The following is an 18290-nucleotide window of genomic DNA, read 5'->3' on the forward strand; positions in this document are numbered from 1 at the left end:
TTATAGCCATTGTTGCCGCAGTCATTGTTGTTTTCATTATATGGGGAGTAATTGTATTTCTCAATGAAAAAAAAGATGAGCAGCCGGTTGCGGTAAAGAAAAATGAAAGTATTGTAACGGAGCATGTCCACCGGGTTGAACCAAAAAAAGATATTAATGTTGCCGGCAATATAGAGAAAATAAAGATCATTTCAAACGGGGAAGAAGTTGATATTAAAGAATATGTCGGGAACGGGTACGTGGTCATTATCGATTTTTACGCGGACTGGTGCGGTCCCTGCCTGGCATTGGCTCCTAAAATAGAAGAGCTGGTTAAAGAGAATGATGATGTGATTCTAAGAAAAGTAAATATTGTAAAATGGGGCAGTCCGGTGGCAAGGCAATACGGAATAAACTCCATACCGGATGTCAGGGTTTTTGACAAGAAGGGGAATATGATAGAAAGCCCTTCGGCTACATATTCCAGAATAGAGGGATACGTGAAGGCTGCTAAAAGATAAATAGATATCAGATAACATGGAGACAGGAGAGTCAACACTAATAAAATGAAAAGAACAAAAATAGCCATAAAAAATCCCCGTATAGGAAAAATTGCAGAGCTGGCGAAGAAAATTAATCATAAGACACTGGCAACGTGGGGACTTGATTGTGCCGAGCGCGTCCTGCCATATTTTGAGAGTAAATATACGAGAGACAAACGCCCTAAAGCTGCAATTGAAGCGGGACGGGAATGGGTAAGAACCGGCGTGTTTAGCATGGCCGTTATTCGTAAAGCGTCACTTGATTCTCACGCCGCGGCGCGGGATGTTATGGCTGATGATGTTGCGCGTTCAGCCGCACGTGCCGCAGGACAGGCAGTGGCTGCGGCGCATGTTCCCGCTCACGCCCTTGCCGCTGCAGCTTCCGCAGCTACAGTTATCCGCGACTCTGTTGATTCGGTTAAAGCAGATGCCGCCGTAACCAAAGAACGAGCATGGCAATTAAAACATTTGATAAAAATTAGAAAAAGGAACAAATAGAAAAATCCACGCCTGATAATTTTTGCAGAGGCTTCTTTTAATATAATATGGAATAATACGGAATTGGCTTGACAATACATGGTTTTTAAATTATATTGTATTTATATGGTTGTAAGAATAATAATTTGAGGGTGCAGGCCTCAAATTTGATAAAGATAAATAAAGGGGAGTCCATTATTGTTGATTTGACCGTTGGAGCCTGTTTGACTCCGGCAAGTACTCTTTTGGGGTGCCGTGATACCGTGGTAACCTATAATAAACTCCCTATGGATTTAGGAAGCAGAATTTCACACAAAGTCTATGATGGTTTTGCTTTAACAGGCTTCAAGAAAACTACAGAATAGCCGGCGTGCTTTTTATGGAATTTTATAAGTAATATCTAATGTCTAGTGGAGGGTGGGTATGAAAAAATTGAAGGTGGTTTTGTATCTGGCGGTGGTAGTTTTGCTTCTGCATGTGATGTTTGTTGTAGGGTGCGGCAGGAATCCGTTTGTCAGTGTGCTGGGCGGCGGCAATACTGTGAATGTCGGAGTGGGAAAGCTGTAAAGAATCAGGAAGGGAAGGGCAAGAAGGAAGAGAAGAAAAGGAAAGACAAATATTCAGTCCCTAGTTATGCGGGATCTGCCGGCGTACTCTGCCGGAAAAAGGAGTTTAAAATGACAGACAAAATTCTAAAGATACTTAAAGCTGTAATTACCGTACAACTGGTAGTTATTGGCATTCTTTATACGGCGGGTAAATACAAGGCGGAGCCTCTATTTGCCTTGGCCTTTAAGGCGCATAGCGCGAGTTCTCCGGATAACTATATTATCCCGGTAACCCAGATAAGCCTGCAAAAAGAAGACGGTAATTTTGTGACTCTGTGGTCCGGTAATCAGGACGTAGACCTGGCAACTCTTTCGGGGCTTTCGGATTTCACTTCTTTCAACTGCAGCGTGCCGCCCGGAAAATACAAGAGAATTAATATTTTTTGCGGCCCGGCAAACGGTGTAAATATCAGAGTAAAAGGAACCGTAGTATCCGGTGCGACCACCTATTATACAAAAGCGAGCCATACCGGGCATGCTACCGGCCCGGCGGAGATAGAAGAGTTCAGCTCCACTGCGCTAGTTGAAGGATATTATGCTCTTACTCAGGATTATTCCCCTGCGATCGAGATCGGAGGTTCCTCAACAGTTTCTGATATTGTAGCTCTCGTAGATATCTCAGATTCTCTGATTTATTATGACGGGAGCGGAACGGACCCCCTTGCAAAACCTTGGCTGCCGGCGAAGACGGCGGGTATGTATCTGCAAGGCTGCGGTTACGCCGTTACTTTGGGGATACCCGGGAGTAAAGAGATTTATGATTTTGATACCGGCGTATCCGCCGACAGAGGCAGGTTGACAATAGTCTATGACGGGACGGGTAATGTTATAGGTGCTAATGCCAGGTTGGTTCTTACAAATAGCAGTTTTGGCAACAATTTGTTACCGACCACGGCTCCCGCTCAATGCATTTTCACCGATAACGGTAATGGGACCTATAATCTTCTAATCCGTTTCGGAAGCATGGGAACATTTGATGATTCAAATACCCTTACACTTCAGAATTTCTCAAAAGCCACTCATTCCGGCACCTACAGTAAGTTCTTTAATAACGCGACCACAACCGGTTCGTATAACTGCACAAGGTTACCATAAAAAAAGAGAAAGTCAGATTTACCAATTAACGTATAGGGAGGCAATAGTCAGGGGATAGATAACGGGCTTTGCCGGTGTCTGTCCCCGTTTTATATAACAGGAAAAATAATTGATAAATTCCGACTCCAAAATAATTGAAATAGACGGTATTTGTATTAATGTTATCCATAAGAACATCAGAAATATTCATTTGCGGGTACGGCCCCCGGGGTTGGTGACGGTTTCAGCTCCGCTTAGAATGGAGTCGGGAAAAATCAGAGAATTTTGTACCTCAAAGCTTGAGTGGATAAAAAAACATCATGAAAAGATGAAAGCTCTAAAATATGAGCCTGCCAAAGAATATACTAGCGGTGAAGTGCATTTTTACCTGGGGAAGAAGTACAAACTGGAAGTGACTGAAGGCAACACCCGCCGTAAGGTGATTCTTGTCAATGATACCCTTCATATATATGTACACCGGGGAGAGGGAAAGAAAAACAGGAAAGATCTCCTGGAAAAATGGTATAAAGCACGGCTTAAGGAGCTTATTTTACCGCACATTTCGAGATTAGAAAGCGTAATGAATGTGAAAGTAGAAAAGTTAACTATCCGGACAATGAAATCAAGATGGGGAACATGCAATTATCGAGAAAGAAAGATATGTCTGAACACCGAGCTTGCAAAAAAACCTTTCGAAAGTATTGAATATGTCCTTATCCATGAGCTGGCGCATTTACTGGAAAGAGGCCACCAGAAAGAGTTTAAAGCTGTCATGGACAAATTCGCCCCTGATTGGCGCTCCTTGCGTAAAGAGCTTAAAAAAGCTAAGCATTAACTTAAATTTAGTTGTAAGTGGAACTCCACGCCCTATGGAGAGATTTTCAGATTTTAGTTCATTGGAACCATCTCTTATCAGTGAAATCCTGTAGTTTTGCAATCTCATCGAAAGATCCGCCCTATATCACTGGCGGATCATCAAAAGATCCGCCTAATATCACTGGCGGAAGTGAAATTGCTTTTTCAAAAATTACCGTTTATGAATACCATAAAGGGGAAAGGGGCGCCGGTTCTGATTATGTTGATCAGGCCTATCTGAAAGCCATGCATTGTGTCGGTCACATTAATTAAACCTATCTGAATGCCGACGAAGGATTGGGACTGGTTATATAGTCCCCACTGAATACCTGTAGCACTGTTGCTGATATTTACAAGACCGAGTTGAATTCCTGACAGTCTGTCTGTGCCGCTGTAAAGCCAGGATACCTGAAAACCATTCACTTCCTGAACGCTGTCCGCGATCAAGCCTATGTCAATTCCTATCACTACATTATCCCCCGGGATACTGATACCCGGAAGCAATGAAAGCCTTAACGGGGTTGCTGCCGAAACCTCCTGACTCATACCGGACAGTGCAAATACCGCCAACAACAAAACAAAAGCTATTTTGCTTCTCATATGTTTTTTCTCCTTGTTGTCCTGTTAATTACTTTTTAGTGCCATATAAAACCTTCAGTTGTTCTACGGTAGGGAATTCCTTGTATAACTCGCCTTGCGGCCCGGTAAAACCTTCCTTAACTTTTTTTATTATAACAGCCGTATACCCTCCCTTTGAGTTGGGGATATTTATGGTATAAACATCTTTTTGTATTGTTACCTGAGCAGTTGCGATAGGTTCAGCAGGCTTTGGCGTAACCGGAATAACTATTGAAGGGGCCTCGACTACTAAAAAGCCGTTGTTGTTGTACGTCTGGAAATATACATTATTGTAATAATAGTATTGATGACCTCTGACTATAACGGTGGTATAGCCTAAGGGTAGTGTGCGAACGATCGCGCCGATAGCAAGAGTGGGAACAATTGCATCAAACCAAAACCATCTCTGTCTATACCAGCTGCCTCTAGTATAATAATGTCTCCCGTTTCCGCGGCTAAAAGCAAAGATATCGGATGAATATAGTAATGCAAAAACAAGAAAAACACCCAGAACCACCCGGAATTTCAAAAATTTCTTTAACATGTTATCTCCTCCTTTGATGAATTCTTATATAATTAATATAAACTTATCAGCGATTTTTAGATATGTCGGATTTCGTCTTTTTATTGACTGGAATCTGAGGGGAGGAAGGCGGAGGACAGAGGACGGAAGGCAGATGGATGCTTGGAGGTTTGCCCGCCAATCATATAGGGCGGATCTTTGGTAGAGATGGTTAGAGGCTTAGCGAAAGAATAAAAGCAAGATGGTTTACCAACCGAAGCTTTATGCGCAGGCTGGTTGGCTGGAGCGGGAGAGAAAGAAAAAGCTGAAAGTTCGGGGAGAAAAAAATATTAAAAAACAGTCAACCCCAAAAAACGAAGTAGAACTATTTAAACTAGAACTTAATAAAATCTTAGTGTTTATTGTAGAATCAGTGGAATCCAATAGCTTTGCAATCTCATCAAAAGATCCGCCCTATATCACTGGTGGAAGCGGAATCTAACTCGAAATCCCTCTAAACTTTAATATTATACAATCAAATAATGACATGCTTTCTACTTCGGATTTCGGGTCAACAATGGCTATTGCCAGACCACGATTAATCCCGTATAATCAGGTCGTATATGGGGGAAGTGTAATTGCAGATAAAATTGAAAGTATTCAGGTTTGCGGGTATTGCGGCTCCGGTTCTGTTCAGCTTTTTTATATTGCTGGGCGGATATATAAATCCGGATTATAGCTCATTTCGTGAGACAATAAGCACTCTTATTCAGAGAGGCGCGCCGAATAAAATGTTCCTTGATATCGGCATTATTATTAGTAACTCATTACTTGCGCTTTTTGGGTACGGAATATTCAGGATAGGAAGGAATGAAGCGAATAAGTACAAGTTCATTTCAGGCCTTACACTTATAGCCGGAGGTATCGCAGGTATTCTAATCATTTTATTACCCAAGGACTTGGACAGCGTAAGCGCCATGAGTGTAACAGGTTATTTGCATCATATTATAGCCGCGTTCCTGACCATTCTTGCCATGCTGAGCATTATTTTTTTCGAGTTCGGACAGTTCCGTAACCGGAAATTCAAAATATATTCAACTATTTCTCTGATCTTTATTCTCATCTCCGCGGTTGTCACAGTAATTTCGGGAATGTCAAAAGTTTCTCTTGTCGGGATGTTCGAGCGGATAACACTGATCCTGTACTTTCAATGGGTAATCGTAATGTCCGGTCTGGCGCTTAAACACAGCGTCAGTAAAAAGACCTCAAAAAAGATCTCAGAGCTTTCAAAGAAGATCATCGCTAAGACAGAGCAGAAGGTGCCGCGAAGGATGAAGATAGTCTATGCAGTCGCCGGGATCATCGCGCCGGTAATGTACAGCGGTTTTGTGCTGCTCGGCGGGTTTCTAAGACCTGATTACGCCCCGCTTTCCCATACGATAAGCACTCTGGTCCAGGCCGGCGCGCCAAATAGAATAATTCTCCGGGCCGGTTTTATTTTAAGTAACATCTGCCTCATTCTATTCGGATACGGGTTATTTGCTATAAGCAGGAACGTCAAAAAAAAATACAGGGCCTGGTCCGGTCTGTCCCTCATCGGAGCGGGGGTAACCGGGATACTGATAATTATATTCCCCAAAGACCCGGAAAATATAAGGATGACCTTCTCCGGTTTTACCCATCATTTTTTTATTGCGATACTGGCGGTCTTTACCATAATCAGCACGCTGTTCTTTGAGTTCGGCGAGGATCATAACAGAAAGCTCAGGGCCTACTCGAAAATATCTCTCTTCTTCATATTGGGCTTCGCTCTCATTACCGTAATTGCAGGGCTTTCCGGCTTTTATTACGCAGGGCTTTTTGAAAGGATATCAATAATAGCTTACCTTCAATGGGTTCTGGTAATAGCCGTTGTTTTCCTAAAACAAAAGAGTCAGCACCATTTAACAAACCGGTGAAGCATTGTAATTATCTGTCCTGAAATAATCGAGCCGCAAAATGGAAATAATGGCCGTTGACCCCATTTTAGATATAACCCCATATGCTCAACAATTATACTGCTCTGAGATGAAACTACGAAAATTCTTTACAGCACCTCTAATAATATGTTGGCAGATAAAAGTCAATTAACTGCGGGATTAGACAATTTAGGTGTTTTGAAAAATAGAATAAAATTATAAGTAATTATACAAATCGGAAATAGGATTATTAAAAATATATGATTACGAAAATAAAACTTAAAAATAAGATTAGCAGGGATTGGGCGATATTTAGTATCACTGTCAAGAAGTTTTTGCGGTTAAACGGGGGACAGTGGGCAGGATCGTTTGCTTTTGATCTCTTTTTTTCTATATTTCCGTTAATTGTCCTTTTCGTCACCATTGCCTCGTTTTTTGTTGATCCGGTCGTAGCAGGGAAAGAGATCATTGTCTATATGCAAAGATATGTCCCGATCAGAGGTGAAATGCAGGATCAAGTATTCAACACCATTGCAGGTGTGGTCAAAGCTCGGGGGCATGTAGGTGTTATTTCGTTTTTCATATTGATCTGGGGCGCCATCCAATGTTTCTCTACCCTCATCTTCGCTGCCAATCTTGCCTGGGATACTCCGGTTAGAAAGTGGTGGCGTCTGCCGCTGAAAAGCCTGGTGATGCTCGGCGTAACAGCAGGCGTGGTCTTCCTCGGCATGGTGGCACCTGTCCTCTTAAAAATGACAGAGGGAAGGCTTTTTACAGTACCTGACTTTGCTTTCTGGATATATGCCTTGGGAATCTTCTTTATCCCTCTGCTGGTGATATTCTTCGGCCTGAGCCTTTTTTACATGCTGGCTCCGCAACAGTTCGTGCGTTTTTCCCGGGTGTGGATTGCCGCCCTGTATGCGACAGTTTTACTGCAGGCGGTAGAAAGTTTATTTGTTATCTATGTTAAGAACTTTGCCTCGTTAAATCTAGTCTATGGAGCGTTCGGCGGGATCATGGCACTCCTTATGTGGATCTATCTTTCCGGCTGTATTTTTATATTCGGCTCCTGCCTGTGCGCCGCCCAGGCAGAAACCCGTTCATTGCCGACAAAAAATATCATTAAATAAAGTATAAGGCAGAAGAACGGAAAGGGGAAATGATGGACCAGCCGTCCCTTTTTACCTATCTTCGCGGGAAGCCCTTTTGACAAAATTACATGGTTGTATAATAATGCCTTGACAATATTATATACATGTGTAATAATGTCAACATGAGTAAGCGAATAGAAAGATATATAGAGGAAACAGCGTTTTCCGAGAGATTCTCAAGGCAGATGCGGTTTATCTCCGGACCCAGGCAATCAGGAAAGACTACAATTGCCAAAAGTGCGCTTGAAAAGAACAAAAGCGGGCTTTATTATTATAACTGGGATAGAAGAGAGTTGCGGGAGAGATACAGAAATGAAATTGATTTTCTTGCAAACGACCTGCTGAAAAATGGAGACAGAGGAAGGAAGATCAGTGTTTGTTTTGACGAGATACACAAGTATCCTAAATGGAAGAATATTCTAAAAGATTTCTTTGATACCTATGAAACTAAACTGAATATCATTGTTACAGGAAGCGCAAGGCTTGATATGTTTAACAAGGCAGGGGATAGCCTTGCAGGCCGCTATTTCCTCTTCAGATTAAATCCCCTGATACTTGCCGAAGTGTTGGGAAAAAAATATGAGAACATATTGCCGGACAAAACGGCACTGAAATATGTAGAGAAAAACATTTCCGGAAACAGATTTGAACAAAAAGCAATGGAGACCCTTATGCAATTCAGCGGATTCCCTGAACCATTTTTAAATCAGGATGCTGTCTTTTCAAAAAGCTGGCATGCGGAATATCTTGAAAAAACTGTCAAAGAAGACTTAAGAGACTTATCCGCCATACATCAGCTTCAAAAAGTATCCGATCTCGACTACTTGCTGCTCTCCAAAATAGCGGCCCCTTTATCGATAAATTCACTCAGGGAGGATCTTGAGCTCAATTTCAATACCGTTAAAAATTATGTAAAATATCTCACACTTTCGTACGCTATATTTGAGGTGCCGCCTTATTACAAAAAAGGCAATCGCCTTGTTAAAAAGGAAAAGAAGGTATATTTCTATGACTGGGTTTCAGTGAAAGGAGATGCGGAGAAATTTGAGAATTATGTGGCTGTTGAACTTAAATCCAGAGTGGATCTTTGGAATAGTACTCTCGCCGATACATATGCGCTATATTTTGTTAAAGCCAGAGGTGAGACCGAAACTGATTTTATGATAACTAAGAACTCTACGCCTTATTTGTTAGTTGAAGCCAAACTTTCTTCAGAAAAAATAGAGAAGCATCATTATCAACACTCTACAATGTTCGATGATATTCCCTACGTTCAGTTGGTGGCAAGCGAGAATATACTGAAAGTTGAGCAGGAGAGGTTTTTTGTGGTATCGGCATCAAGGTTTTTTGCCGGATAAAATAATAGGACATTTGCCGAGACTGTCGGGGTTAACAAGATAACAAAAAAAGCTGCAAAACTGTTCTTGATAAAAACATTTTTGGGTGCTACAATATTTTTGTTGATTGCTTTGAAGGATTTTACTTTATAAACCTTAAAAGCATTATAAACATCGTTTACGGCTGCGGGCGTAATTCAGCGGTAGAATGCCACCTTCCCAAAGCGTTTAGACCGATAGCTGTTCTCCTTGTATCCAAATGATTTTCTGATTCTAAAAGGACTTCTCTTGAAATCGTGAGTCTCACCCGAGCCCAGATTTACTCATCCAGGTGCATCCGTCAGGCACATTTTGGGCACACTTTTGTTTTGCCAGAAGGTGACTGGGATCACCCTAAGAAACCGTGTTATTTTTGGTTTGAAAGGGTTATTTAAAAGTTATAATATAAAATTATATTGGAATAGCTAAAGGAAGGAATAACCCCGTTTGCGATGGAAATGAACCCGTTTAACATTTGGGCTGTTCCGTTACAATCAAAAACCTGATTTCCCTTTATAAAGAAGATTAATACTGCTATAATTGTTAAAAGAGACGGCCATAAGAAGAGTATTTTGTATGGGCTGAATAACTGGAGCAATCTTATATGCCAAAAGAAGATTTTAGTAGCTGGTCAAGAGAAGAATTATTAACAGAAATTAAAAAGCTAAGGAAGCGAAAAAAATATGGTATGGTGTGGGAAGATAAACCGGAGCAAGTTGCCGAGCTTTGTAAAAACAAACTCCCTGTCTTAATAGAACAACACGATAAAATAATAGAAACCAATAAAGACCTCCCTGTTAATATTTTAATTGAAGGTGACAATTATCATGCCTTGTCAGTCTTAAATTATACACATAAAAATAAAATCGATGTCATATATATAGATCCTCCTTATAATACTCGAGCAAAGGATTGGAAATATAATAACGACTACGTTGATGAAAACGATGATTATAGGCATAGCAAATGGCTCTCGATGATGAATAAAAGAATAATTTTAGCTAAGAATCTCTTAAGAAGGGACGGAGTTCTAATAGCAACAATTGATGATCATGAATTATTGGGGTTGCTCGGATTGTTAGAAGGTGTAAATGCCAAGAATATTGGTATAGTTTCAATTTGTATTAAACCTGAAGGAAGACGTCAAAGCAAATATATAATGGAAGCACACGAATATGCATTATTTGTAACATGGGGTACCCCGATTACCAGAGGTCTAAATGTAGACTTTGGTTTAGATTTTCCAGAAAAAGATCCGGTATCCAATTTCCGATGGGAAGGGTTGATGCGAAGAGACGCTTCGCGTGAGGACAGAGGGTCAGACTACTGGTATGCATTCCATGTTTCTAAAGAAGGTAAAATATTTTTTGAGCCAGGTAAAGGAACGAGTGAAGTTTGGCCAATAAATGTTAAAGGGATTGAGAGGGTTTGGCTTTGGGACAAACAAAGAGCAAAAGACAATGTGGGCGAGCTTAGTGCTGTTGTTCGAAAAGAAAGAATAACTATCTATTACAAACGTCGTGAACTTGGTCGTGTAAAACCAACATCGTTTTGGCATGGAAGTAAGTATAATGCTAATGCATACGGCACGCGTCTTTTAAAGACGATCCTCCCAGAAACAAATTTTGATTACCCTAAAAGCTTGTACTCTGTTATGGATTGCATAGATTTGTTTCTTCCGAAGAATGGTATAGTTCTGGATTATTTTGCAGGATCTGGAACCACTGGTCATGCTGTCTTAATGCTTAATAATGAAGACAAGGGTAGTAGAAAATTTATTGTCTGCACTAATAATGAAAATAAAATTGCAGAAGGTGTATGCTATCCAAGAATAAAAAGAGTAATAAAAGGTCTTAAAGGGCACGATGATATAACTGGAATGCCTGCAAATTTAAAGTATTATAAGACAGATTTTGTGGACGCTTCTCCGACTGATAAGAGTAAAAAGATGTTAGTTGATAAATCAACGGAAATGTTGTGTCTAAAAGAATATTGTTTTGAGGAAGTAAAAAAAGGTAAAGAATATAGAATATTCAAAGATTCACAAAATAAGCATTTAGGTATAGTTTATGATGATGAGGGAATTGAGGATATTAAGAAGGAAATAAGAAAGATTAATAAATTAGTTGTTATATACGTTTTCTCACTTGACGAGAATGCGAGGGAAGAGGAATTTGAAGACATAAAACATCTTGTAGAATTAAAACCTATACCAGCAGTAATTTTGAATGTTTATAAGAGGATATTCAAATGATCGAATTAAAGGAGTATCAAAAAATAGCTATAGAAGGTCTTAAGAATAAAACAGAAAAGCTATTAAGATCTCCAGAAAATGAAGTGATCATTTTTCAAGCTCCTACAGGCTCTGGAAAAACTGTAATGGTGTCAGAGCTGTTAAAAGAAATAGTGCGGAATAAGAAGGGTGATAAAAGTTATTCATTTGTCTGGGTGTCAGTTAGAATGCTTCATGAACAAAGCAAAGAAAAGTTAGAAAAATATTACGAAGATGATAGGCTAATAAAGTGCTCATACTTTGAAGACTTGGAAGACAGGAAGATAAACGAAAATGAAATTTTGTTTATTAACTGGCACAGCATAAACAAGAAAGACATAAATATATTTGTAAAAGAAAATGAGCGAGATAATAATTTGAATAGTATTATTCGGAACACAAAAGAGGAAGGAAGAACTGTAATATTAGTTATTGACGAAAGCCATCATTCCGCAAATTCAGAGAAGTCAAAAGAATTAATAGAAGTTATTGGCCCTAAAGTAACCATAGAGGTTTCTGCTACACCTCATCTAACTGACAAAGTCTCTGAGATTGAGAAAGTCCATTTAACTGATGTTAAATCTGAAGAAATGATTAAGATGGAAATTGTTGTTAATCCTGAATTTAAAAGTATCCAAGTCGGGTCAAAAAGTGCTGACGAACTGGTAATTGATCAGGCATTAAAGAAGAGAAAAGATTTGAAATTAATGTTCGAGAACGAAGGTTCAAATATTAATCCGCTTGTGTTAATTCAATTGCCAGACAGTAAAGGAGATTTGATTAACAAAAAAGAAGATGTGGAAAAAATTCTAGAATCAAAAGGAATTACTGAAAAGAACGGGAAATTAGCAATATGGTTGTCAGAAGAAAAAACTGATACTTTACCAAATATAGAAAAAAATGATAATGACGTAGAGGTCTTGGTATTTAAGCAAGCTATTGCGTTAGGTTGGGATTGCCCAAGAGCATCAATTCTGGTGATATTTAGAGAATTGAAAAGTTTTGTTTTTACTATACAGACGATCGGCAGGATTATGAGAATGCCAGAGTTGCGTTATTATGTTAAGAATGAGGAACTGAATAAAGGATTTGTTTTTACAAATCTGCCAAGCATTGAAATAACAGAGGATTACGCAAAAGACTATATATCAATATATGAAGGTAAAAGAGATAACAAGTTGTATGAGGAATTAGCCTTGTCATCAGTTTTCATGAAAAGGCAAAGAGAAAGAACACGTTTGTCAGGGGCCTTTACGAGAATATTTGTGACGGTGGCTGATGTGAACAAATTACAAAATAAAATTAATGTGGACAAATCTAAAATTATCAATCCAATAATATCAGATGGGAAGATAAAAGATGTGGATAAACCTGGGAAGATAGAGGACAAGGGCCAGGTGTATTTGACTTTAAGTGAGAAGGAATTGCAAGAAAAATTTGATAGATTTATCATTCAGAATTGTTCTCCTTATGCTCCAGTTGATTCAAGTGATAGAATGAAAACAGCTATATACCAATACTTTAAGCAAAAATACAAAATAGAAAAGTATGATCCAAAGGTTCAGGGTATAGTCTTAGGGAAGGAGAATGAACAAGCATTTGTGGATGTTATAAACCTTGCAAAGGAGCGATACAAAAAAGAAGTCATAGAAAAACTATCCGAAACAAAGGAAAAGGAAGAGACGCCGGAATGGGAAGTTCCAATAGTCATTAACTATAACAAAAGGTATAAAAAAGAAGACCATGAGAAGTCTATTATTAAACCATTCTATGTGTCTGAACAAAGTGATCCCGAGAGAAAGTTTGTAGAATTGCTTGACAAATCTAGTAAGGTAAAATGGTGGTATAAGAACGGAGAGGGCGAGGTTAAATATTTTGCAGTACCGTACAAGGATGAGAATGGCATAGAAAGAAGTTTTTATGTTGATTTTGTAGTTAAATTTAAAGATGGCAGGATTGGACTATTTGATACTAAAAGCGGAATGACAGCAGAACAGGCTGGCCCAAGAGCGGAAGGCTTACAAAAATACATTAAGAAGGAATTGAAAAAAGTAAAAAAGCTTGAGGGTGGAATAGTCATATCTGTTAAAAATAGTTGGAGAGTTAATAGTAACGATAAGTACAAATATAATAAAGATGACCTCTCGGAATGGAAAATCTTGGACATATAGGGTTTGCCCTTCCTTTTGTAATCCCTTAATATAAAATTATATTAAAACTATTTTAACGTGTAAAAACGGCGTTTGCTCTCGAAATTGCCCCGTTAAAGTGTTGACTACTAAGCCATTATCTCGTTAAGGTCAAAATACCTTATTTTGATATTGAGATTATACGGGAAGTAATATATAATTATATTAAGGTAAATGAAATGAAAAAGAATGAAGTTTTTAAAGTACACGTGCCAATGAACGCGGAACTAACTAAGTGGTTAGAGAATATTGGTATTGATGCCAGAGAACTTGGTGGGTTCAGGATACCAAAAACCTCAATAATTAAGGCTTGTATAAGAGCGGTTATGAAGTACGATATAGACCTGAGCAAAGTTAAGACCGAAGAAGACTTAGTAAAGAAAATTGAAAAAGCTATAGAAGTCAGTAAAAAGAAGCGATAGAGGACTCTGTTATTCGGAGTCCTCTATTTTTTTATAAAGACAATATGCCCATTAGGGCAGATGGGCAAGGAGACGGATAGATGAAGTCAAAAACGGTACTACTTAATAAAGGAGAGATGAAATATGTTGATAACATAGATAAAACTATTAAAGATAATAACGGTAAAGGAATAGGTAAAGGCAAGGTAATAAGAGCCATCATAAAAGCAGTTAAAAGCAAAGAGCTTGGAAATGTCGCCATTAAGAAAGCCAAGAATATTTTAACCCTATTAATACTTACCTTCCTTTTGACCGGAATAGGTTTTGCTGAGGAAAAGATAAATGTTGCAGTGTTAAGCTTTGAGTCGAAGAATGTATCAGAGACTGACACTTCAATATTTGTAAGTTTATTTAGACACGATCTTTACAGGACAAATAAATACTTAGTGATAGGAAGAGACAAGATGGAGGATGTTTTAAAAGAACAGAAGCTCCAGATGACAGGGTGTACCTCAAGCGAGTGTGCAGTGGAAGTCGGCAAGTTACTTAATGTTCGAAAGATATTTATTGGCGACATAAACGAGTTAGGCGGAATCTATTATATTACAGTTAGACTTCTTGACGTAGAAAGCGGTAGCGTAGATAAGTCAGAAAGAATCAGGTGCGAATCAAAAAATGACTTCGAAGAATGTAGCGTTAAACTGGCATCTAATATTACAGGGGTTCAATTAAAATATGAACGTATGAAAACAAGTCAATATTTGTCTGAAACAAATAAATATTCAGAGATAGTTAAGCCCTCGAAACCTTTAGACGCATGGGCATGGATAGCTGGCGGATTTGCTATTGCAACAGCAGGGAGCTACTTAAATGCTTCTAATGAATATGATTTATATCAAAAGGCGCAGAGTAATGAGTCAGCACTTGATCATAAAACTAAAACGCAGACATGGGATACGGCAACGCTGGCATGCGGAATTGGGACAGGGGTGTTTGGGTTGATTGCATTAATTACTAATACATCAACAGAAAGTAATGTGTCGGAATTGGATAATGACAAAATACATTTAGTATGCAAACCTTCCTTTGACGGAATAAGCATAGCATTATGCGGGAGGTTTTAAAGTGAAGCCAATTAATAGAATAACGGTAGTACTAATATTAAGCGTTTTGATAGGTGTTGGATGTACCCGTAGTTGGAACAATCCTTATGATTCAATAAATCTCGCAACAAAAATACAGGCATACAAACCGAATATAACTACGATTGGAAATACTTCAACCACTATGAGATTAACTTGGAATATAAAATATGGGGAAGAATGGACAAGCTCATATACGAGTAACATCTATAGAGATGGGGTGAAAATAGGAACAACCACTGCAACATATTATGAGGATTATCCAGTTGTTATCGGGACGACATATTCTTATCAAAGGACTATTTCTGGAGAAGGGGTAGAAAGTTTAAAAAGTGACGTCGCAATCTATAAAGCGAATTAAGAATGAGGTGCGTTATGAGTAGAAAAGATGTTGGCTTGTTTATATTAGGGCTAGTAATTGTATTTGTTGGAGGTTGTGGACAAGGTGAAATTGAAAAACTAAAATCAGAGAATGCTTCATTGAAGAATGAGATCAAGTGTTTAAAAGAGACGGCAGATTATCATTATAAGGAAGGTGTTTTATTATTGAAGGATAAGTCATATTATAATGCGAAAACGGAGTTTGAAGCTGTAATTGAGAAGTATCCAACGAGTTCTTTAGTTGCATCTTCAAGGGAGCGTTTAACTGAAATTAATAGGGAGTTGGTAAGGGTCGAGGCGGAAAGGATCGCTGGAGAAAAGCGTAGACAAGAAGAAGAAAAATACAAGCCAAAAGAAGATCGGGATGCAAAAGATGAATGGGTCAACTTTCGTAGTGCTGAGGAAAAATACAAAGGAACCGTTACAACTTGGAGATTTAAAGTGAGTTACATTTCAAGGGAAAATCCCTTGGGTCGTCTGGCTTCGAGTTACAGGGATAATAATAGCTATAGTGTTAGTGTTCTTGGTCCAGAGGGGTATACATATCAATGTGCTGTTATGTTAAAAAAAGTTCCAGAAGTTAAGGAAGACGATTGGATGGTCGTTACTGGGAAATTTGAATACGTTTCTTCAGACAACGTTGTAGTACTAAGTCCTATTAAGGTAATTAACGAAGGTTTCAAGAAATAAAGTAGAACAAAACAAGACAGTTTAAATTTAAGAGCCTTGAGGGTTAAAAGCCCAAGAGGCTCTTTCTATTTGGAGCCAAGAAGAATGCGAGAAAAAGAAGAGTTGGAGACGGAAGCAATCGAGTTGGTGGATATCATGGTTAATGTTTTGAAAGATATGGGCTTCTCGTATTCAAGGGCGGTGACGGACATTTTAAAAGTAGAGGTATATTGTCACCTTTTTGCCAAGTACGGGAAAAGTAAAGGAAGGATCAATTATAAACGGGCAAATACGCGAGCAAACGGGGCTTAAGCATGAGATCTCGGATCGCTATAACCAAATATATTATAAGAATAAGAAGAGAAGGAAAACGGGGGTTTAAACGTGAAAAAGAATGTTTTTAATATAATGGAAGTAAAAATCGTATTTTTAAGGAGCAGATATGCAAAAGATCGGAGAGCTGATAAAGACTATCAGTATCAAAGAAAAGAATGACCTGAGGGAGCACATGGAAACGCAGGTTAAACAAGATAGCATAATAAACGCCGTAGATGAAAAACTGGCAAGCATAGCAAAGATGGGGGATGTTGAAAAAGGTAGAGAAATTAAGAGCCTGTTGTTTGAGGTCGCAGTCTGGTTGGATGGGGTCGAGTTAGAGATTATCAAGAAGAAGATTATCTCCCAGTTAGGAATGTCAAGCAAGGTAATAAACGAGTATCTATACGATTGCAGAAAGCAGAGAGTTAAACCCGACAAAGAGATACCTGCCCATATCGTCTGGGAAGAGCCTAGAATATTTTGTCCCGCCTTGGATTTCATCAACGAAACCGCCTATGTAACAATAACCCTCTATAAGGAAGTAAAAGGTGAGTATTTTGAAGTCCCATATGTTATTGCCAGTAACCGTGAATGTTTCCCGTTAACCAAGGAAGAGATGTATAAGCGGAAACTGATTTATTCGGGATCAACGTATTTACCTGAAAGCAGGTGGAAGTCCGAAAGTATCCAGAAGTTTTTAAAGAATGAAGAAGGCGAGATTAACGCCTATCAGGTGTTCAATGAAATAAAGGAGTTATACAAACAGTATTTAGATTTTGAAGAGACGGCTCTATACGATTTCTTTTCGATATGGTGCATAGGTACATACTTTCATCCATTGTTTTCATCATTCCCTTATTGTTTCCTTTCAGGGACGAGAGAAAGTGGGAAGTCAAAGTGTTTAAAACTAACGTCAAGATTTGCATTTAACGCAGAGTTTACGGCAAGTTTAAGCACGGCTTCAACGTTTAGGATAGTAGAAGCCAATCGGAGCAGTTTAATGATTGATGAAATGGAAAATATCAATAGCGGTGATAATCCAGAGTTTAGGAGCGTAATTCTTTCAGGGTATGAGGCAGGAGCCAGTGTACTAAGGTGTGGAGAAAGAAAAGACGGATTCGAGATACAAAGATTTAGAAGTTATTCACCGAAGGTATTTGCCAATATTGCAGGGGTGGAAGATGTTCTAGGTAGCAGGGTTATCTATATCACTATGAGCAGGAGTGGCAATAAGGAGATTTCAGAAAGGGAGATATATTTGTTGGATCCAAAATTTCAAGCTGTAAGAAACAATCTATACTTATTGTTAATGAAACATCATATTGAAATAAAAGACCTGTATATGAATATCCATAACGAGATGAGTTTCTCCGGTAGGGAATGGCAATTATGGAAGTCAATTTTTACCATAGCAACATTCTTGGATAAGATGGCAGGAACGGACGAGGTGTTTAGAACAATGTTTGACTTGGCTACGAAAAAGTATGATGAGAAATCCCAGATAGGTGAGGATGAGATGGAGCATCTTATAATCAGTGGATTAATGGAAATGATAGAGGATGTAAAGGAAGTTCAAGCAACAGAGTTATTCGAGTTCTTTAAACAAAGAAATCCTGACGAGATGTTAGAACTGACCCAGACAAAGTTCGGGAATGTTTTAAGGAGGTTAAAATGTTTTGAAAAGAAGAGGATGCTAAACGGAAAGAATTACTATTTGTTTAACAGGATAAGATTGGCGGATTTAGCAAAACGCTACCATATTGAAGGAGGGCAATGAG

Annotated in this window: 20 protein-coding genes; 18 read left to right on the plus strand and 2 right to left on the minus strand. The window is 38.8% G+C overall.

Annotated elements, in window-relative coordinates; genetic code table 11:
- The first annotated feature begins 170 nt into the window (after positions 1 to 170).
- The 5 genes from A2536_06285 to A2536_06305 all read left to right on the plus strand — a co-directional run bounded on the left by A2536_06285 (position 171) and on the right by A2536_06305 (position 3515).
- On the plus strand, positions 171 to 500 hold the full coding sequence (locus A2536_06285) for a hypothetical protein (GenBank protein OGF45126.1): 330 nt from the start codon (positions 171 to 173) through the stop codon (positions 498 to 500).
- A 99-nt stretch (positions 501 to 599) separates the two neighbouring features.
- Entirely contained in the window at positions 600 to 1019 is a 420-nt protein-coding gene (locus A2536_06290) for a hypothetical protein (protein OGF45127.1), read from the plus strand.
- A 146-nt stretch (positions 1020 to 1165) separates the two neighbouring features.
- Positions 1166 to 1363, plus strand: a complete 198-nt coding sequence (locus tag A2536_06295) for a hypothetical protein (GenBank protein OGF45091.1) — start codon at positions 1166 to 1168, stop codon at positions 1361 to 1363.
- A 312-nt stretch (positions 1364 to 1675) separates the two neighbouring features.
- On the plus strand, positions 1676 to 2701 hold the full coding sequence (locus A2536_06300; protein OGF45092.1) for a hypothetical protein: 1026 nt from the start codon (positions 1676 to 1678) through the stop codon (positions 2699 to 2701).
- Between the two features lie 130 nt (positions 2702 to 2831).
- The gene (locus A2536_06305) at positions 2832 to 3515 is read left to right on the plus strand and encodes a hypothetical protein (protein OGF45128.1); all 684 of its coding nucleotides are present in this window, start codon (positions 2832 to 2834) and stop codon (positions 3513 to 3515) included.
- A gap of 185 nt (positions 3516 to 3700) precedes the next feature.
- On the opposite strand, the gene A2536_06310 is transcribed toward A2536_06305, so the two are convergent.
- Both A2536_06310 and A2536_06315 read right to left on the minus strand, forming a co-directional pair.
- A complete protein-coding gene (locus tag A2536_06310; protein OGF45093.1) occupies positions 3701 to 4135 on the minus strand; it encodes a hypothetical protein in 435 nt (144 codons plus the stop codon).
- 28 nt (positions 4136 to 4163) lie between these two features.
- The gene (locus tag A2536_06315) at positions 4164 to 4697 is read right to left on the minus strand and encodes a hypothetical protein (protein OGF45094.1); all 534 of its coding nucleotides are present in this window, start codon (positions 4695 to 4697) and stop codon (positions 4164 to 4166) included.
- Here A2536_06315 and A2536_06320 point away from each other — a divergent pair.
- The 13 genes from A2536_06320 (at position 4696) to A2536_06380 (ending at position 18289) form a co-directional block, all read left to right on the plus strand.
- Positions 4696 to 4881: a hypothetical protein gene (locus tag A2536_06320; protein ID OGF45095.1), complete on the plus strand. Its 186-nt coding sequence runs from the start codon at positions 4696 to 4698 to the stop codon at positions 4879 to 4881. The genes A2536_06315 and A2536_06320 overlap by 2 nt on opposite strands.
- Positions 4882 to 4917: 36 nt before the next feature.
- Positions 4918 to 5157 (plus strand): hypothetical protein, encoded by a 240-nt coding sequence (locus A2536_06325; GenBank protein ID OGF45096.1) that lies wholly within the window; start codon positions 4918 to 4920, stop codon positions 5155 to 5157.
- 136 nt (positions 5158 to 5293) lie between these two features.
- The gene (locus A2536_06330; protein ID OGF45097.1) at positions 5294 to 6613 is read left to right on the plus strand and encodes a hypothetical protein; all 1320 of its coding nucleotides are present in this window, start codon (positions 5294 to 5296) and stop codon (positions 6611 to 6613) included.
- A 260-nt stretch (positions 6614 to 6873) separates the two neighbouring features.
- Positions 6874 to 7743 (plus strand): hypothetical protein, encoded by an 870-nt coding sequence (locus A2536_06335; protein OGF45098.1) that lies wholly within the window; start codon positions 6874 to 6876, stop codon positions 7741 to 7743.
- 206 nt (positions 7744 to 7949) lie between these two features.
- On the plus strand, positions 7950 to 9122 hold the full coding sequence (locus A2536_06340; protein OGF45099.1) for a hypothetical protein: 1173 nt from the start codon (positions 7950 to 7952) through the stop codon (positions 9120 to 9122).
- A 622-nt stretch (positions 9123 to 9744) separates the two neighbouring features.
- Positions 9745 to 11394, plus strand: a complete 1650-nt coding sequence (locus A2536_06345) for a hypothetical protein (protein ID OGF45100.1) — start codon at positions 9745 to 9747, stop codon at positions 11392 to 11394.
- Positions 11391 to 13583, plus strand: a complete 2193-nt coding sequence (locus tag A2536_06350; GenBank protein OGF45101.1) for a hypothetical protein — start codon at positions 11391 to 11393, stop codon at positions 13581 to 13583. Before A2536_06345 ends, A2536_06350 begins: the two co-directional genes overlap by 4 nt.
- Positions 13584 to 13780: 197 nt before the next feature.
- Positions 13781 to 14023, plus strand: a complete 243-nt coding sequence (locus tag A2536_06355; protein ID OGF45102.1) for a hypothetical protein — start codon at positions 13781 to 13783, stop codon at positions 14021 to 14023.
- 80 nt (positions 14024 to 14103) lie between these two features.
- On the plus strand, positions 14104 to 15126 hold the full coding sequence (locus A2536_06360; protein ID OGF45103.1) for a hypothetical protein: 1023 nt from the start codon (positions 14104 to 14106) through the stop codon (positions 15124 to 15126).
- A 1-nt stretch (position 15127) separates the two neighbouring features.
- Complete coding sequence (locus A2536_06365) at positions 15128 to 15505, plus strand: hypothetical protein (GenBank protein ID OGF45104.1); 378 nt, start codon at positions 15128 to 15130, stop codon at positions 15503 to 15505.
- A gap of 14 nt (positions 15506 to 15519) precedes the next feature.
- Positions 15520 to 16215, plus strand: a complete 696-nt coding sequence (locus tag A2536_06370) for a hypothetical protein (GenBank protein OGF45105.1) — start codon at positions 15520 to 15522, stop codon at positions 16213 to 16215.
- Positions 16216 to 16299: 84 nt separating this feature from the next.
- Complete coding sequence (locus A2536_06375; GenBank protein OGF45106.1) at positions 16300 to 16506, plus strand: hypothetical protein; 207 nt, start codon at positions 16300 to 16302, stop codon at positions 16504 to 16506.
- Positions 16507 to 16636: 130 nt separating this feature from the next.
- Entirely contained in the window at positions 16637 to 18289 is a 1653-nt protein-coding gene (locus A2536_06380; GenBank protein OGF45107.1) for a hypothetical protein, read from the plus strand.
- Position 18290: the final 1 nt, after the last annotated feature.

Source organism: Candidatus Firestonebacteria bacterium RIFOXYD2_FULL_39_29 (assembly GCA_001778375.1).
Lineage (GTDB): Bacteria > Oederibacteriota > D2-FULL-39-29 > D2-FULL-39-29 > D2-FULL-39-29 > D2-FULL-39-29.

Excerpts from the sequence above, each read along its gene's own strand:
- A2536_06310 (OGF45093.1), bottom strand. The coding sequence starts at position 4,135 with ATGAGAAGCAAAATAGCTTTTGTTTTGTTGTTGGCGGTATTTGCACTG.
- A2536_06345 (OGF45100.1), top strand. The coding sequence starts at position 9,745 with ATGCCAAAAGAAGATTTTAGTAGCTGGTCAAGAGAAGAATTATTAACA.
- A2536_06355 (OGF45102.1), top strand. The coding sequence starts at position 13,781 with ATGAAAAAGAATGAAGTTTTTAAAGTACACGTGCCAATGAACGCGGAA.
- A2536_06325 (OGF45096.1), top strand. The coding sequence starts at position 4,918 with ATGGTTTACCAACCGAAGCTTTATGCGCAGGCTGGTTGGCTGGAGCGG.
- A2536_06370 (OGF45105.1), top strand. The coding sequence starts at position 15,520 with ATGAGTAGAAAAGATGTTGGCTTGTTTATATTAGGGCTAGTAATTGTA.
- A2536_06300 (OGF45092.1), top strand. The coding sequence starts at position 1,676 with ATGACAGACAAAATTCTAAAGATACTTAAAGCTGTAATTACCGTACAA.
- A2536_06350 (OGF45101.1), top strand. The coding sequence starts at position 11,391 with ATGATCGAATTAAAGGAGTATCAAAAAATAGCTATAGAAGGTCTTAAG.
- A2536_06335 (OGF45098.1), top strand. The coding sequence starts at position 6,874 with ATGATTACGAAAATAAAACTTAAAAATAAGATTAGCAGGGATTGGGCG.
- A2536_06320 (OGF45095.1), top strand. The coding sequence starts at position 4,696 with ATGTTATCTCCTCCTTTGATGAATTCTTATATAATTAATATAAACTTA.
- A2536_06340 (OGF45099.1), top strand. The coding sequence starts at position 7,950 with ATGCGGTTTATCTCCGGACCCAGGCAATCAGGAAAGACTACAATTGCC.
- A2536_06315 (OGF45094.1), bottom strand. The coding sequence starts at position 4,697 with ATGTTAAAGAAATTTTTGAAATTCCGGGTGGTTCTGGGTGTTTTTCTT.
- A2536_06360 (OGF45103.1), top strand. The coding sequence starts at position 14,104 with ATGAAGTCAAAAACGGTACTACTTAATAAAGGAGAGATGAAATATGTT.
- A2536_06375 (OGF45106.1), top strand. The coding sequence starts at position 16,300 with ATGCGAGAAAAAGAAGAGTTGGAGACGGAAGCAATCGAGTTGGTGGAT.
- A2536_06380 (OGF45107.1), top strand. The coding sequence starts at position 16,637 with ATGCAAAAGATCGGAGAGCTGATAAAGACTATCAGTATCAAAGAAAAG.